This is a genomic window from Lentibacillus sp. CBA3610 (assembly GCF_013373365.1).
In the GTDB taxonomy this organism is placed as follows: Bacteria; Bacillota; Bacilli; order Bacillales; family Amphibacillaceae; genus Lentibacillus.
Map to the genome: position 1 here is coordinate 424,851 of NZ_CP035925.1, position 16,083 is coordinate 440,933.

The following is a 16,083-nucleotide window of genomic DNA, read 5'->3' on the forward strand; positions in this document are numbered from 1 at the left end:
TAACGAGGGGGAAATGAGATGAAAAAATGGCTTCAATTCATTATAGGTGCAGCAGTTATAAGTTTATTGGCTGCTTGCGGGTCTGATGATGCCTCGTCGGAGGAAAACGGATCATCTGAAGGATCGGATTCATATCAGATAGGTGCTACACAAATTGTGGAACACCCGTCATTGGATCAGGCATATGAAGGATTCCAGGCTGCATTGGAAGATCAGGGATTGGATGTGGAATACGATTTCCAAAGCGCACAAAACGATCAAAATAATGTCAAACCGATTTCCGATAATTTTGTTGCTGATGGTGTTGACCTGATATTTGCCAACTCGACACCAAGCGCACTTGGGGCATTGCAGGCAACGAATGAAATTCCCATCCTTTTTACATCGGTAACCGATGCCTCAGGAGCGGGATTAGTAGAATCTATGGATGAGCCGGGTGAGAATATTACAGGTGTACTTGACCTGCATCCCGATGCCATTACCAAAATGGTGGAATTTATAGCTGATAACTTCCCGGGTGCTGTTGTAGGTACGGTCTACAATGCGGGTGAGCAAAACTCGGTTGCCCAAGTCGACTCCGTCAAGGAAGCTATGGAGGGTACAGACTTAAGTTTAGCAGAGCGGACGGTTGCTAATTCATCAGAAGTAAATGATGCAGCCACGACATTAGTAGAGGAAGTGGATGTATTCTATATTATTACTGATAACACAGTTGTTTCCGCTTTAGATAGTGTTGTGGGTGTTGCAAATGAACAGGATATTCCGTTAATGGTCGGTGAGCCTGATTCTTTGGAAGGTGGAGGCTTTGCCACTTACGGAATTGATTATCACACCATTGGTTATCGTACGGGTGAAATGGCTGCAGAAATATTAACAGGAGAGAAAACAACAAACGATATCCCGGTGGAGTATCCGCCAGAGATTCAATTGTTTATTAATAAGCAGGCTGGTGAAGAACAAGGGATTGAATGGAATGATACCTGGGATGAGGAAGCGGAATTGGTTGAAACGGAATAGAAAAGTGACAATTCATAAGCCGAGCGGAGCGGCATTTCCAGCCGTCTTGTCATAAGGAGGCAACCATGGTTATATCATTATTTGGAGCTATTGAATCAGGACTAATCTATGCCATTATGGCCCTTGGTGTTTATTTGTCTTTTCGTATCCTGGATTTTCCGGATTTAACAGTTGATGGGAGCTTCGTTACCGGGGCCGCAGTAGCAGCGTTGTTAATTGTAAATGGGGTGTCTCCTGTCATAGCATCGATTATGGCTGCAGTTGCTGGTTTCATAGCGGGATGTTTAACAGGCATCCTGCATACGAAAGGAAAAATTAATGCCTTATTATCAGGGATTATTATGATGACAGCTCTTTATTCAATTAATTTGCGGATATTGGGGCAGCCCACTTTATCCATGCTAAACGAAACAACGTTGTTTCAACAGTTGGAATCCTTATGGGCAGCAACAGGTATCGACGCCTTTTTCAATGACATATTAACAGCAATGGGTTTGGACCAGACGCCCTCAACATGGGTTATTGTTCTCGCTATGATAGTTGTTACCCTCATAATCAAAATTTTGACCGACTATTACTTGAAAACAGAAGTTGGTCTGGCACTGAGAGCGACCGGTAATAACAAAAAAATGATCCGCAGTCTTTCAGCAAATACGGATTACCTGATTATCAGCGGTATTGGCATATCAAATGCCTTTGTGGCTTTTTCAGGCGGATTGGTTGCTCAGCATGGCGGATTCGCCGATGTGAACATGGGTATCGGAATGATTATTATCGGCCTGGCCTCTGTTATTATCGGGGAATCAATATTTGGCGTCAAAACAATTGCGAGAGCAACGTTGGCTGTTATTGGCGGTGCCATTGTTTACCGAATTTTTGTAACGATGGCGCTACGTGCTGATTTTTTGGAGACAGGCGATATGAAACTGATTACAGCATTGCTTGTCGTAGCAGCACTGATCACGCCAAAAATAGTTCAAGCGCGTCATGAGAAGAAAAGGCGCATGAAAAAACAGACTGAATTACTGCAGCAGAAAGCGAGCGAGGTGTAAGAAATGCTTCAGTTACAGGACATATCCATTACCTTTAATGAAAATACACCGGATGAAAAACGGGCATTGCGCTCGATTGATCTTGAGTTGCATAAGGGTGAGTTTGTGACGGTTATCGGAAGTAATGGTGCGGGCAAATCCACGCTGATGAATGCTGTATCCGGAAATCTCATTCCGGATGTCGGTAGTATCGCTGTGAATGACAGAGAAGTCGTCAATCTTCCGGAATATAAACGATCGCATTTTATCGGTCGTGTATTTCAGGACCCTATGGCTGGAACGGCGCCGGCCATGACGATAGAAGAAAATTTAGCAATGGCTTATGCGAGGAATAAAAAAAGGAAGCTCAAACCGGGTGTAACGAAGAAACGGAAAAAATTATTTAAAGCGTACTTAGCCACACTTAATTTAGGGCTGGAAAATCGTTTGACGGCAAAGGTTGGTCTACTTTCCGGTGGTGAACGTCAGGCCCTTTCCTTGCTTATGGCGACTTTCACAGAACCGGATATTTTGCTTCTGGACGAACATACAGCTGCACTGGATCCATCAAGAGCTGAGTTGATTATTGATATTACACATGATGTCATGGGTAAATTTGGACTGACAACACTTATGGTGACACACAATATGCAGCAGGCACTGGACCTGGGTGACAGGTTGCTTATGATGGATAAAGGGGAAATTATTTTAGATTTAGCCCAAGATGAAAAACAGAAGCTCACGATTGAGGATTTAATGCAGGAATTCCAGAAGAAACGAGGAAGTGATTTTGAAAGTGACCGGGCGATATTGGGCTGAATTGCAGGGATGTCCTTGTTAGGTCTCTATAGCACGCGACCAAAATAAAAGGGTGATACAAATCAATTTCGTATCACTCTATTTATTGATTGCCAGGATCAGCCAAATCCAAGTCGCTCCTTGGCACGGTCACTAATTTTGTCCGGCGTCCATGCCGGCTCCCATACCAAATCGATTTCAATATGACCGACACCTTCTATCTGATTGACGCGATGTCTTACACCGTTCATAATACTGTCGTGCATTGGACACCCGGGAGTTGTGAGGGTCATGACAATTTTTACGTTATCTTCAGCATCAACGGCGATACCGTAAACGAGCCCCAAATCCATAATATTAATTCCGAGTTCAGGGTCGATAACTTCAAATAAGGCCGCACCGATTTTTTTCTCAAGTAACATAGCTGCCAGCTCCTTTCTGTGAAATATTCTTCGCCCTCATATCATTCAGTGAAGAAAAGCACTCCACTGAATGAAGTTTCACTTTACCAAAACCCGAATAATTGACAATGTGTATAATAATGATGTGAATGCAAGCAGGCCCTGGAAAATAAATACCATCACGTTGATATAGAGCAGTCCGCTTATCGTCAGGCCGGCTACACTGATCATAAAGAGTGTGAATAAGATGACACTATTTTTTTCATTGATCATGTCTTTTAGTGTTGGCACGTTTTCTTTACCGATTTTATTTGAGTATTTATGTGTCCACCACAGAAATGGGACAATTTTATAAAGGTAGCCAAGGATACTGAATATAATCCAGGCCATTGTATATAAAAAGATGAGCCAGCCCCAGACAGACATTTCTTGAATGCCAAAAATACTAAACACGAAAGCAAGCACATGTACACCAAGGCCGTTCAGGATGGCAACAAGTGAGAAAGAAAAAGGTTTATCGAGCTTTTTTTTCAATCGCTTGGCAAGAATTTCCCGTATATCAAGTACAAAAAAGAAGAATCCGGCCATCAGCACAAACCAGCCGATGGTTTCGAGCAATGCAATATCTGTCCAAAATGAACCAATCAACATGATCAAACCTGCCATATAAGTTATGAACGAAGGCTTTGCCCATTTCATTGAATACCCGTGGGATAGGCTGAACATGGGTACAAGCTTATAGGAAAAGCCAAAAATCAAAAGTGTGAACCAGCCGGAAACACCAAGTGCAATATGGGATGAAAGAATTGTTCCATGGCTGCTGATTCCGCCTTCAGCGAGGTTCCATGCGAGCAAAAAACCGGCCGCAATTGTCAGAAAGAGACATGTTATCGCTCCAAGGATAAAGCTTGTCATCATATTTTTGTTTTCCTGTTTGGAAATCGTGATGACCATTTGAATAATGAACATGATGATTCCAATAATGGCTATAATGCCGCCATATAATGCCTCGTTAGGTGCGATTCCCAGCATTATGGAAAAAAGCGTGACGCCAATAGCAGTGATAATAAACTGGATATAGCCGAATGTCTGGTTCCAGATCGGTGTCAATAAGGCAACTGGTACAAGCTGATACATCGCACCCATTGCAATCATGGCTGCGTAGCCCAGGACCAGAAAGTGGGCGCCCATCCAAATATCCGGGATCCGGAACTGCCCCGTAGCCAGAATATCATTGTGTATAAAAAGGACAATTTGAGATATGACAAAGGCTGCAAGGGCATACAGAATAAACGCCAGTGGCAGCTTAATGTTTGTGTTTGATTGCATGCTTCCGCCAGAGGCCATATTAATCACCAGATTTCGTTATCGTTATTTTGAAGCTGCCATCCTCCTGAGCTTCTGTTTCATGAGCATACCCGCGATCATCGAGTTCTTCATATAAAAACAGCGGACGGCGGTCATTAATGATGGCCAGTGATTCACCATTTTTCAGTTTATCCAGTGCTTTCAGAGTGCGCATCATCGGCTGTGGCGGTTCAAGCCCGCGATTATCAATCGTCATTCTTCATCACCTTCTTTCTTGGTGTACGTTACTTTCCAATGCTTTTTCGCAATCTTTTCGGTTTCATATACAAAGCCGCGTCGTTTCAGTATTTTATGCAATGGAAGGGGGTTAAACGGCGCATGCAGGATAAAAGCTTCTCCGTCATTTAAGCTTTTAACTGTCCCCATGATTTTGTCAAACGGTTCTTTTTTCATGGCCAAATCCTCACGAACGTCAAGCTCCACAATATTCTCTTGCTTCTGCATAACATCACCTCGTCTATATTCTGAAGTCTACCTATATGATAATGATTTTCAATTAGGAAAGAAGTGATGTGTGTCACATTTTTAATGTCTTAACACTTTTGTCATGGTGGAGATGAAGGATTGCTTTAGCTTAGTGAAAATCAGAAGAAGCGCAGGAATATCGTCAGAAGAGCAAGAGTATCAGCAGAAGAATGGAGATATCGTCAGAAGAGCAGGAGTATCAACAGAAGTGAAGAAATATCAGCAGAAGAAGCCAGATAATATAGGAAAAGCGAAATTCGGGAAACCTTTCAGGAACGTTTTTCCCTATTGGGGTTTTACGCCAGTTGCATGCGGATAACGAAAGGGCCGTTAATCAAAAAAGACCACCCAGGCGGATGATCTTTCTTAAAACAGTTCGTCCTCCAATGCATCGATATCTAAAATAATAGCACCGGAATTGTCGGTTGCAATAAGGCTTTGTTTTTTCAGCTGGGTCAGTGTGCGGCTGACGGTTTCCCGGCTGGATCCGATCATGTTGGCAAGCTCACGGTTGGTGAATTGGGTTGTGAGTTTGATCATGCCGCTGCTTGTTTCTTTTCCATATCCTTTGGAAAGGCGTAATAACAACATAATAATTTGTTCATATGTGTTATGCAGAATTTTTTCTTCCAGACGTGCTTGTAAATCAACAATAATATCACCGAGCACACGAAACAATTTTATACTAATTTCCGGGTGGTTAATCAGGTAATTTTCAAATGATTCAATTGGAATATAAATTAAAATCGCATCTTCCAGGATTTCAGCATGTGCGGGGTAATTGTCCTGCCTGAAAAAGCCCTGATGCGGAAACATGTCTCCCGGCTGAAGGACATTTACAATCTGTTCTTTTCCATGGAAGTCGGTTTTATAGATTTTAACTTTTCCCTGGTGAATAAAGTAGACATTAGTCAGTGGATCAGCTTGCATGAATATATGTGTGCCGTGCCGATACATACGGTGCTTAGCCAGGTCGATTATCGGCTCAATCTCATGGTCGGTCAGATCTTTAAACAATGGAACTCTTTGAAGCAGTTCCTGTATAGTACCTGTATTCATTGCGGTTACTCCTTTCGCAGGGAATTAGCGGATAATCATCATATTACCCCATTCTATTTAACCTTATCATATAATAAACGTCCTGATGACTGCAATTTGGTGAACTTTTGTGAGTGTGTGATGAATATCATATGCAGAGGGTGCCCCTTGTCACATCATCATGGCTGATCACTGCTTATGATAAAGGTGCGAGAAGAAAGAATAATGATTCCATTTGGAGGGATTTAGGAATGAATGATACACAATTTGCTGCCAAAATACATGCACCTGAAATCGATCCGCGCAACAGGCATCCGAAAATCTTTGAAGTGTTCGATGGCTTGAATTCAGGAGAGTTTATGGAACTTTCCAATGATCATGATCCAAAACCGCTGCATTATCAATTTATGATTGAACGTGAAGACACGTTTTCATGGGAATATTTAGAGCAAGGACCATCCATGTGGCGTGTAGCAATTGGGAAAAAATAAATATTGGAGCAGCTTTTTGGAGCAATTTCGATGACTTTATGTACTGAACAATTACCCCTCATAAAACGGGGCATAATTGTCCGTGTTTGCCGGTCATTAAGCGTTGTGACACGTTAAGCCTTTGAATTTTATTATCAGCGGAAAAGCCCTTTTCGCTGATTGAATCTATTATGTCTATTTTATGACAGATGCCACATAAGTGAAAGAAATCACATCCTCTATCTATCCAAAAGGCGTATAGTGAATCCAGCAATCATTTTCAGGAGGGGTATCATGTTTCCAAGAGACTACAATGAAAATCCATTTATCGTCATTTGGGAGTTAACACGTGCCTGTGAATTAAAGTGTCTGCACTGCAGAGCTGAAGCACAGTACCACCGGCATCCATTGGAACTGTCATTTGAAGAAGGCAAAAAATTAATTGACGATATTTATGAAATGGATAATCCGATGCTTGTGTTTACCGGTGGCGATCCGCTGATGCGTCCGGATGTATTCGATATTGTGGAATATGCCGTCAAAAAAGGTGTGCGTGTTTCCATGACACCGTCTGCTACACCAAACGTAACAAAAGAAGCCATGCAAAAAGCAAAGGACGTTGGGTTGTCCAGATGGGCTTTTTCCATTGATGGCCATTGTGCTGAGGTTCATGACCATTTTCGTGGTACGTCGGGTTCGTTTGATTTAACGATGAATGCGATTAAGTATCTGCATGAGCTGGAAATGCCTCTTCAGATTAATACGGTTATCTCCAGGTATAACGTGGACTACCTGGAAGAAATGGCTCAAATGGTTGAGGATTTGAATTGCGTTCTCTGGAGTGTCTTTTTTCTCGTACCAACGGGAAGAGGTAAAGAAAGCGATATGATTTCACCTGCTGAACATGAAAAGGTATTACGCTGGCTTTATAAACTATCCAAACGTGTGCCATTTGACATTAAAACAACAGCAGCCCAGCATTACCGGCGTGTTGTTATCCAGGGTAAAATACGTGAAAATAAGAACAGCGCTGATACGATTCGCTATGAAGATGCCTTGATGAAAGGAAAAACCGGTCAAATCGATGGGTTGGGACGTGCACCAAAAGGCGTCAACGATGGAAATGGGTTTGTGTTCATTTCCCATACGGGTGATGTTTACCCAAGCGGACTCCTGCCGATAAAAGCCGGCAATGTACGTCAGAATCCACTTCCAACGATTTACCGCGAATCTGAAGTGTTCCAGAATCTCAGGAATCCGGATAAATATAAAGGCAAATGTGGTGTGTGTGAATTCCGGCATGTGTGCGGAGGCTCAAGATCCCGCGCGTATAATGTGACAGGCGACTACATGGAAAGCGAACCGTATTGTGTTTACGTTCCAAAAGCATGGCGTGAACAGCATAGACGCGAAAAAAGACAAAAAACTTCTAACTGATCTGCGGTTAGAAGTTTTTTCAGTATCCTTCGAAAACCAATAAAAGGTGTTTTCTGATAAAAAATACATCAAATGTACCAACTTGGATATCCAAAAAATTTTAGTCATAAATTCTAAAACATTGTTGTTTATGACATTAAATCTTTACATTACGACGTAGAATATATTTCGAGTGCAATGACACCGCTCCGGAAATACGCTCCGCTTTCCGCGGGTGACCCGTGAGCCTCCTCAGGCATTCGCCTTGCGGGGTCTCACTTTGGCCACTTTTCCCGCAGGAGTTATCATGAACGAAACTAGCCCCTTAATCGTAAGAACGTAGATTAATTTGGTCATACTGTATTACTAGTAAAGCCAAACCAAATCAGAGCTATAATACGAAAGGAGCTAGTATGATGGAGTATATCACAAATATGGATTAGACGTGTCAAAGGAAAAAAATTGCAGTCGGTGTTGCGGAAGAAGGGCGCTCAAAGGCAAGGTATATTGGAATGATTCCTTATACAGTAGAGGCAATCAGGAAATTAATAAGCAAATTAGGGATGCCGGAACAACTTCAATTTTGTTATGAAGCTGGCCCAACCGGGTATGGACTTTATCGTCTCCTGAAGAGTATGGATATTGAATGTGACGTGGTTGCACCATCGTTAATTCCTCAGAAGCCCGGTGATCGTGTTAAGACAGACAAGCGGGATGCCTTGAACTTAGCGACGCTTTATCGTTCGGGAGAGTTAACACCTATCTATGTACCAACAGAAGATGATGAAGCTTTGCGCGACCTGGTTCGGGCACGTGAGGATGTGAAGGAAGATGAATTAAGAGCTAAACAGCGATTGATCAAATTTCTTCTCAGAAAAGAGATTAAAACGCCTCAAGGTACGAAAAGGTGGACAGTAAAGTATTGGGATTGGCTGGATAGTTTAAAAATTGAACGCTCTGCCTCTCGCGTGGCATTCCAAGAATATTTGCAGCAGGTGAAGGAATGTCAGCAACGATTGAAAGTGTTAGAACAGGAGATTAAGGAACAAGCCAACGAAGGCGTCCATGCGCCAATGATTCAAAAACTCATGACTTTACGAGGTGTGGCAGTCATTACAGCTACCAGTTTGGTTGCGAAATCATGTCATTTGAACGGTTTCAAACGCCTAACCAATTTATGGCCTACAATGGACTGGTCCCCAGTGAAAGTTCCAGTGGTGACTTACGCAGATTAGGAAATATCACCAAGGCAGGAAATCGTCATGTACGGAAATTATTAATAGAGGCGGCGTGGAGCTATCGTTACCAGCCTGCCGTGAAAGGTGAGCTAAAAAAGAGGCAACAAGGACAGCCAACGAATATCCTGAATATTTCATGGAAAGCACAAAACCGCCTGCACAAAAATTACTTCCGCCTATTAGGACGTGGAAGGAAAGCGGAAAAAGCCATCACGGCCGTTGCAAGAGAAACTGGCAGGATTTCATTTTGGGCCATAGCCAATGAATCGGATACTGAAACTCAAGCGGCATTAAGTTACGTATAAAAGGCATATATTCGGGAAACTGAACTGCAGGATAATGGGAAAAGGAAAGGAATATAGGGCTTGGAGGCAAAGATAAAAACCGTAAAGGATAACGCACGACGGAGACTTGTGCTAGCCAGCCATTGGTGAACGCACGCCAGGAGTTCGTGACAGATCCTTATACGGAAAGATATAATGTGAGAACCCACGGATATCAGTCTCTTAACCGGAGCAGAGATTTTTGCCTTCATGCCGTGTATTTCTCTTCTTCACAACCTATGAAGAGGAGGAACTTCCATTCTTCTTAGCTTTGTATGAGTATCTCCTATATCTGAAGGATCGTCAAGGAGAGCACTTGACAATCCTTCAGATATAGGAGGAGGGTTTGGCAAGCTAAGAAGAAGGCATTAGTTTGCACATTTCTGCTTATGGCATATTACTTATTGAACAAAGGGCCCAATTCAGACCCTTCGCTTAAAGTTGTCCAAAAATCACATTCAAAAAATTGTGCGGAGGTCCTTGACAGTTTCGTTCATATCAGTCTCCGCGTATTTCCTCCGCTGGAAGTGATGTTCTGCATATTGGGTGTTGAAGCCCATGACATTAGTATTAGGCTGAAGCGTTCCCCGCGGAAAGGGAGTATTTTTCCGCAGCGACGAACGAGCACCCAACCTCGATAGAATTGTGTCGCAGTCTATAGATTTTATGTCAAAATCAGCAAACATGTGCTATCGGAATTCTACAGAAACAGGATGACAAGAATGCCGACAGCGAAGCAATAATAGGCGAAATATTTCAAATTACCCCGTGCCATAACATTCATGAACCACCGCAAGGAATAGTAGGTAGCAATGATTGATGCTGCAAATGCCAGAATTGCAGGAATGGCAACAACACTGAAATCACTATCACTGCCAATTAAATCACCCACTGATAATACTGTTATACCGAGGCTGACCGGTATATACAATAAAAATGAGAAGCGCAGTGCTGTCTCTGTTTTCATTCCAACAAGCATGGCGGCAACGATTGTGGCACCGGAGCGGCTGATGCCGGGTACCAGTGCGACCGACTGGGCCAGTCCAACGATAATAGCGTCACGGACAGTAATTCCACCATCATTTTTACGGCCTCTAAGATTTCGAATAATCCATAAAGCTGCTCCGGTTATCAAGAGTGTAATCCCGACAACAGCAACCCCGCTTAACTGACTCTCAATATAATCTTCAAATAGCAGTCCAATTATCCCGGTTGGAATTGTTGCGATCACCAGAAACAGGATAAATTGAAAATCACTTTTCGCGTCCTCGGCCCGTGTCGTTATGTAGCGCATGCCATTTTCCACAAGCCGATAAATGTCTTTCCGGTAAATTACCAGAACAGCCAGAAGGGATCCGAAATTCACCATAATTTCAAACGAAAGACCATCAATCCCTACATCAAAAAGATCCCTTATAATAACGAGATGCCCACTTGAGGATATTGGTATCGGCTCTGTGAAGCCCTGAATCAGACCAAGCACAATATATTTAACGAGCAGCCAAAATGCTTCAATTGTTTCCATAATACTTCCTCCGATTCGTTAATTTTAACGCTCCTTACGTGTCACTAACCTATAGGCTTATGAATAGCCTGATTGGTGAGGAGGTTGAAAACATGAATTATAATCATCAACATATGTATGAATTGTGCAAACAGCATATGCATTCCTATGTACTTGCCGAAATGAATGACGGAACGCAAGTCGATGGCATTATTACCGGTCTCGATAGCGAATATGTCTATATGGCTGTACCGATAGGCCAGGATACTCACATGTCGGGGCATGATCAGCATCAAAATTGGCACCATCGTCCAGGTGATTTTGGCGGCTTTGGTTACGGATACCCGGGTTACGGTGGTTTTGGCGGCTATGGCGGTTACGGCGGCTATGGAGGTTATCCAGGTTATGGCCGTCCAAGAAGAAGATTCAACCGTCTGGTACTGCCATTGGCCGGCCTGACTGCACTGGCTACCCTTCCTTGGTATTAAATTAATTGCAGAAGTGACTTCATTTAACGAAAGCCTTGGAAACCCATAAACACAAAACCCTTGCCATCACCTTGAAGGCAAGGGTTGATTCATATGCAGTTATATTATTCGCCGGAAATGAATCGTAAATTCAGTAATCCAGCAGGTCCCCATTTCTGTCATTCGGTTCCTGGAGGAAATTGTCATATGCCCGATTCTGCTTAGTTATTGTTCATTTTTCACTTTTCAGTATGCCTTCACCAAGTATGTACGTGGCAAGTGTAAGTATGACTGCCATCGCTAAGGTATCTGCTATAGCAAATGCATTGCCTGCCATGCTTACTAATATAAATGAAATAACTAAACTAATTAATAGTGCCCAAAAAAATGACCAAAAATATCGCATATTCATTACACCTCATTATTTTAAACTTTCCTTATCCAGTTTACCAAATCAGATGGAAAAATAAAAGGATTGTCCATATAAGGAGTTGTACAGGATGGTTTTTTTAATCGAAAATTGCTTTCATTGGCTTGGTTTTCATATTGTCAATCATTTACTGGAAAATGGTTATCACATTGATGGAGTGGATGACATTAATACAGGGAAAAAGGAGCATCTGTCAATGTTTGTTGGGCGAAATGAATTGTTTCGCCATGTATCATCGCAACGAGACAAAGAATACGATGCGACAATTGGTGTTTATGATCGGGAATTGATAGTGAAAACAAATCGCCCGGTAACCATTAAACTCCCGCTCGTGTTTGGTGAATGGATGCCAATGAATCAGGAAGGCATGTATAGCCAACATGAATTTATTCGGTTTGACACACAGCAATTTGCTTCAGAGGGTGTCTACATCGACAGTTTTTTAAAGAGTCTCCTGCAATGGCTTCATTCATCGGACCTGCCATCAACTTTAGAGGTCAAATCATCCCACGACAGGCAGAGAACAAAAATAAAACTTGAAAATACCGTTTATATCCGAAACAATAGACCTATTAATCAAAGCTTGAATACCGTCAAACATCACTATGAAATGTATAAAAATATTTACGAATTGTTATGAAAATGTAATGGATGAGAACATTTACTGGGGTTTTTTAAATCGATAAAATGTCAGGTACAAACTTATTAAGTTCCGGGAATGGAGTGGACATAGTGAAAAAGTTAGCGATCAGCGTATTGGCAACTTTCATATTGATTGTTTTATCCGCCTGCAGCAATTATTTCGACACGGGTAACTTGCAAAATGCCGGGATGCTGGTAGAGTCGTCCATTCATGATCAGCCATGGGATAGAAAAGGGTATGAAGGGCTGCTTGCAATTGAGGAGGAATTCGACATTGACGTATTTTATAAAGAAGGGGTTAAATCAGAGCATGATGTGCGGGAAGCTGTCGATGAATTAGTCGATGACGGTGTGAACTTAATATTTGGGCACAGCAGCTCGTATGGTCAATTTTTTGAAGAGATTTCAGCATCGTATCCCGACGTTCATTTCGTCTATTTTAATGGCGGGCAATTCGCTGAAGATGTGACAAGCCTGAATTTTAATTCACATGCTATGGGCTTTTTCGCTGGTATGATGGCAGGTGAAATGACCGAAACCAATCATGTAGGGGTAATTGGTGCATTTGAATGGCAACCGGAAATAGAAGGTTTTTTTGAAGGTGTTACATATCAGAACTCAGAAGCAGAAGTGCATTTTAATTACGTGAATGACTGGAATGGCGAGAGAAAAGCGATGCAAATGTATGACACGATGCGGGATGATGGTGCAGATGTTATTTATCCTGCAGGCAATGCATATAGTAACACGGTTATTGAACAGGCGCGTGCTGATGGGATATATGCGATTGGTTATGTAGCTGATCAATCGGAAATTGCCGAGGATACGGTTTTGACGAGCACGATACAGCATGTTGAGAAATTATACATACTGGCAGCAGATAATTTCAATGAAGGTGACCTTCGCGGTGGCGTTACGACATATGATTTCCAGGATGATATGATTTCGCTCGGGGAATTCAACGCGGACGTACCTGATGAATTTCAGCAGGTAATGAATGAAGAAGTAGAAGCGTATAAAAATACCGGCTTGCTCCCGCATGAAATGGAAGAAGAATAAATAAAATCTTGCACAATCGTTATGTTTGCATTAAAATTAGTACCAAGTCATAAGAATTGATATTAACAATAGTTGATAAGGAGATGGGAATATGGGCGTCGGACTGTTAGGTACCGGGCATTATGTTCCGAGTAACGTTGTTTCAAATAAAGACCTTGAAAAAATAGTTGACACGAATGATGAATGGATCAGGACAAGAACCGGAATTGAAGAAAGACGTATCGCTGATGATGACATGGATACATCGGATATGGCTTTTTATGCTGCACAAAATGCACTGGAAGTAGCAAACATGACGGCAAGGGATCTTGATATGATCCTGGTTGCCACAGTTACTCCTGATACACCTTTCCCCTCTGTTGCCAATATGCTGCAGGAAAGATTGGGGGCCAGAGAAGTTGCTTCAATGGATATCGGTGCTGCATGTGCCGGCTTTATGTACGGGGTGATTACGGCCAAGCAATTTGTTGAAGCAAATGCTTATCAAAATATTTTGGTGGTTGGCGTAGAAAAGCTATCCAAAATTACCGACTGGACTGACCGGAATACGTGTGTCCTGTTTGGGGATGGTGCAGGAGCTGCTGTTATCGGCTCTGTTTCAGAAGGGAAGGGCATTCTTTCGTTTGAACTGGGTTCTGACGGATCAGGCGGAAAATACCTTTATCAAAGTCAAGAAACCGACTCTCTATTCATGAATGGACGGGAAGTCTTCAAGTTTGCTGTCAGACAGATGCCGGAATCATCAGTAAATGTTGTTGAGAAAGCCGGGTATCATAAGCAGGATGTCGATTATTTAATTCCGCACCAGGCAAATATCCGAATTATGGAAGCAGCCCGCGAGCGATTAGGTATTGCAGAAGACAAAATGGCTACCTCGGTCAAAAGGTATGGAAACACATCTTCGGCTTCTATTCCAATTGCTTTATCAGAAGGAGTCAAAAGTGGTAAAATAAAGGATGATAATTTACTCGTTCTTGTTGGTTTTGGTGGAGGGCTAACATGGGGAGCTGTTGCCTTACGCTGGGGCCTGTAATGATTTAAATATCTATAGGAGGAAGCAAATATGGCAGAAAGAAGAGTCGTAGTTACCGGCCTTGGGACCATATCCCCTAATGGTAACGATGTCGACACAATGTGGAATAATGTTGTTTCCGGAAACAGCGGAATAGATTTTATTAGTCGGATTGACCATAGTGAATTACCAGCATCTGCAGCTGCCGAAGTGAAAGATTTTGATCCGACAAATTATATGGAAAAGAAAGACGCCAGAAAGATGGATTTATTTACACAGTATGCCGTTGCTGCAGCACGAATGGCGGTTGATGATGCCAACCTGACAATTGATGAAAATAATGCTGCCCGTGTTGGTGTCTGGGTTGGCTCCGGGATTGGCGGCATGGGAACACTGGAAGATCAGCATACGAAACTGATGAATAAAGGACCACGCAGAGTCAGTCCGTTTTTTGTACCGATGATGATACCCGATATGGCAGCCGGGCAAGTGTCTATCCAGTTGGGTGCTAAAGGGATCAATTCCTGTACCACGACAGCCTGCGCATCAGGCGCCAATTCGATTGGTGATGCGTTTAACGCCATTGAACGCGGTGATGCTGACTATATGATTGCCGGCGGCACAGAAGCGCCTATTACGAATATGGCATTTGCCGGTTTTTCCGCCATGAAGGCATTATCGACAAATGAAGACCCGAAGAAAGCGAGCCGTCCATTCGATAAAGAGCGTGATGGTTTTGTCATGGGTGAAGGTGCCGGTATTTTAGTCCTGGAAACACTTGATTCGGCCATTGAACGTGGCGCCCACATCTATGGTGAAATCATCGGTTATGCCGCAACCGGTGATGCCTATCATATCACTGCACCGTCAGAGAATGGTGAAGGAGCTGCACGTGCGATGCAGCAGGCAATTCAGGATGCCGGCATTTCATTTGAAGAGGTTGATTATATCAATGCTCATGGTACGAGTACGTCTCTAAATGATAAATATGAAACCCAGGCGGTTAAAGATGTCTTCGGTGATCATGCAAGAAATTTGGCCATTACATCAACGAAAGGTGTGACCGGGCATTTACTTGGTGCAGCCGGCGGATTAGAGTCTGTGATTTCAGTTAAAGCAATTGATGATGACGTTATTCCGCCAACCATGAATTACGAGACACCTGATGCTGATTGCGATCTTGATTATGTGCCGAATGAAGCAAGAAAGCAGGATGTTAATGTAGTCTTGAGCAACTCGCTCGGGTTTGGTGGCCATAACGCCACACTTATTTTTAAAAAATATCAATAAGCAAACAAGCTGACTGCTCCGGTAGTCAGTTTTTTTGTTGAGTCAAGTAATAATAAATAGTCATGAATGAGATGATCATGACATAAAATGAACTAAATAGACATGGACAAGCAA

At 42.6% G+C, this 16,083-nt stretch carries 20 protein-coding genes; 13 read left to right on the forward strand and 7 right to left on the reverse strand.

The features are described from left to right. Nucleotides 1-18: 18 nt before the first annotated feature. From Len3610_RS02205 to Len3610_RS02215, 3 genes are all read left to right on the forward strand, one after another. Nucleotides 19-1,017: an ABC transporter substrate-binding protein gene (locus tag Len3610_RS02205; RefSeq protein ID WP_176446514.1), complete on the forward strand. Its 999-nt coding sequence runs from the start codon at nt 19-21 to the stop codon at nt 1,015-1,017. Between the two features lie 65 nt (nt 1,018-1,082). After that, nucleotides 1,083-2,069 (forward strand): ABC transporter permease, encoded by a 987-nt coding sequence (locus tag Len3610_RS02210; RefSeq protein ID WP_176446515.1) that lies wholly within the window; start codon nt 1,083-1,085, stop codon nt 2,067-2,069. Nucleotides 2,070-2,072: 3 nt separating this feature from the next. Further along, nucleotides 2,073-2,867, forward strand: a complete 795-nt coding sequence (locus tag Len3610_RS02215; protein ID WP_176446516.1) for an ABC transporter ATP-binding protein — start codon at nt 2,073-2,075, stop codon at nt 2,865-2,867. Nucleotides 2,868-2,965: 98 nt separating this feature from the next. Here the strand turns inward: Len3610_RS02215 and Len3610_RS02220 are convergent, their stop codons facing one another. From Len3610_RS02220 to Len3610_RS02235, 4 genes are all read right to left on the reverse strand, one after another. After that, nucleotides 2,966-3,268, reverse strand: a complete 303-nt coding sequence (locus Len3610_RS02220) for a metal-sulfur cluster assembly factor (protein ID WP_176446517.1) — start codon at nt 3,266-3,268, stop codon at nt 2,966-2,968. Between the two features lie 78 nt (nt 3,269-3,346). Further along, nucleotides 3,347-4,576 carry a hypothetical protein gene (locus Len3610_RS02225; protein ID WP_255259743.1) on the reverse strand — a complete coding sequence of 410 codons (1,230 nt, stop codon included), beginning with the start codon at nt 4,574-4,576 and terminating at the stop codon, nt 3,347-3,349. A gap of 19 nt (nt 4,577-4,595) precedes the next feature. Next, nucleotides 4,596-4,811 carry a DUF2249 domain-containing protein gene (locus Len3610_RS02230; RefSeq protein ID WP_176446519.1) on the reverse strand — a complete coding sequence of 72 codons (216 nt, stop codon included), beginning with the start codon at nt 4,809-4,811 and terminating at the stop codon, nt 4,596-4,598. Then, a complete protein-coding gene (locus Len3610_RS02235; RefSeq protein ID WP_176446520.1) occupies nt 4,808-5,059 on the reverse strand; it encodes a DUF2249 domain-containing protein in 252 nt (83 codons plus the stop codon). Before Len3610_RS02235 ends, Len3610_RS02230 begins: the two co-directional genes overlap by 4 nt. Before the next feature lie 133 nt (nt 5,060-5,192). On the opposite strand from Len3610_RS02235, the gene Len3610_RS02240 reads away from it, so the two are divergent. Then, nucleotides 5,193-5,399: a hypothetical protein gene (locus Len3610_RS02240; RefSeq protein ID WP_176446521.1), complete on the forward strand. Its 207-nt coding sequence runs from the start codon at nt 5,193-5,195 to the stop codon at nt 5,397-5,399. Between the two features lie 47 nt (nt 5,400-5,446). On the opposite strand, the gene Len3610_RS02245 is transcribed toward Len3610_RS02240, so the two are convergent. Then, nucleotides 5,447-6,139 carry a Crp/Fnr family transcriptional regulator gene (locus tag Len3610_RS02245; RefSeq protein WP_176446522.1) on the reverse strand — a complete coding sequence of 231 codons (693 nt, stop codon included), beginning with the start codon at nt 6,137-6,139 and terminating at the stop codon, nt 5,447-5,449. A 230-nt stretch (nt 6,140-6,369) separates the two neighbouring features. Here Len3610_RS02245 and Len3610_RS02250 point away from each other — a divergent pair, with 230 nt between their 5' ends. From Len3610_RS02250 to Len3610_RS20445, 4 genes are all read left to right on the forward strand, one after another. After that, nucleotides 6,370-6,609 (forward strand): DUF2249 domain-containing protein, encoded by a 240-nt coding sequence (locus tag Len3610_RS02250; protein ID WP_176446523.1) that lies wholly within the window; start codon nt 6,370-6,372, stop codon nt 6,607-6,609. Between the two features lie 273 nt (nt 6,610-6,882). Next, nucleotides 6,883-8,025, forward strand: a complete 1,143-nt coding sequence (locus Len3610_RS02255; protein WP_176446524.1) for a TIGR04053 family radical SAM/SPASM domain-containing protein — start codon at nt 6,883-6,885, stop codon at nt 8,023-8,025. A 491-nt stretch (nt 8,026-8,516) separates the two neighbouring features. Beyond that, complete coding sequence (locus Len3610_RS20440) at nt 8,517-9,239, forward strand: IS110 family transposase (protein ID WP_255259744.1); 723 nt, start codon at nt 8,517-8,519, stop codon at nt 9,237-9,239. Next, nucleotides 9,146-9,547 carry a transposase gene (locus tag Len3610_RS20445; protein WP_255259745.1) on the forward strand — a complete coding sequence of 134 codons (402 nt, stop codon included), beginning with the start codon at nt 9,146-9,148 and terminating at the stop codon, nt 9,545-9,547. Before Len3610_RS20440 ends, Len3610_RS20445 begins: the two co-directional genes overlap by 94 nt. A 718-nt stretch (nt 9,548-10,265) precedes the next feature. Here Len3610_RS20445 and Len3610_RS02265 read toward each other — a convergent pair. Then, entirely contained in the window at nt 10,266-11,081 is an 816-nt protein-coding gene (locus Len3610_RS02265) for an undecaprenyl-diphosphate phosphatase (protein ID WP_176449524.1), read from the reverse strand. 101 nt (nt 11,082-11,182) lie between these two features. Here Len3610_RS02265 and Len3610_RS02270 point away from each other — a divergent pair, with 101 nt between their 5' ends. Next, a complete protein-coding gene (locus Len3610_RS02270; RefSeq protein WP_176446525.1) occupies nt 11,183-11,557 on the forward strand; it encodes a hypothetical protein in 375 nt (124 codons plus the stop codon). 211 nt (nt 11,558-11,768) lie between these two features. Here Len3610_RS02270 and Len3610_RS02275 read toward each other — a convergent pair whose 3' ends face one another. Beyond that, nucleotides 11,769-11,948: a DUF2929 family protein gene (locus Len3610_RS02275; protein WP_369693633.1), complete on the reverse strand. Its 180-nt coding sequence runs from the start codon at nt 11,946-11,948 to the stop codon at nt 11,769-11,771. A gap of 88 nt (nt 11,949-12,036) precedes the next feature. Here Len3610_RS02275 and Len3610_RS02280 point away from each other — a divergent pair, with 88 nt between their 5' ends. From Len3610_RS02280 to fabF, 4 genes are all read left to right on the forward strand, one after another. Next, entirely contained in the window at nt 12,037-12,606 is a 570-nt protein-coding gene (locus Len3610_RS02280; RefSeq protein WP_176446527.1) for a hypothetical protein, read from the forward strand. Nucleotides 12,607-12,698: 92 nt separating this feature from the next. Further along, complete coding sequence (locus tag Len3610_RS02285) at nt 12,699-13,667, forward strand: BMP family ABC transporter substrate-binding protein (RefSeq protein ID WP_176446528.1); 969 nt, start codon at nt 12,699-12,701, stop codon at nt 13,665-13,667. A gap of 91 nt (nt 13,668-13,758) precedes the next feature. Continuing rightward, nucleotides 13,759-14,700: a beta-ketoacyl-ACP synthase III gene (locus tag Len3610_RS02290; RefSeq protein WP_176446529.1), complete on the forward strand. Its 942-nt coding sequence runs from the start codon at nt 13,759-13,761 to the stop codon at nt 14,698-14,700. A 30-nt stretch (nt 14,701-14,730) separates the two neighbouring features. Further along, the gene (gene fabF, locus Len3610_RS02295; protein ID WP_176446530.1) at nt 14,731-15,969 is read left to right on the forward strand and encodes a beta-ketoacyl-ACP synthase II; all 1,239 of its coding nucleotides are present in this window, start codon (nt 14,731-14,733) and stop codon (nt 15,967-15,969) included. Nucleotides 15,970-16,083 lie beyond the last annotated feature (114 nt).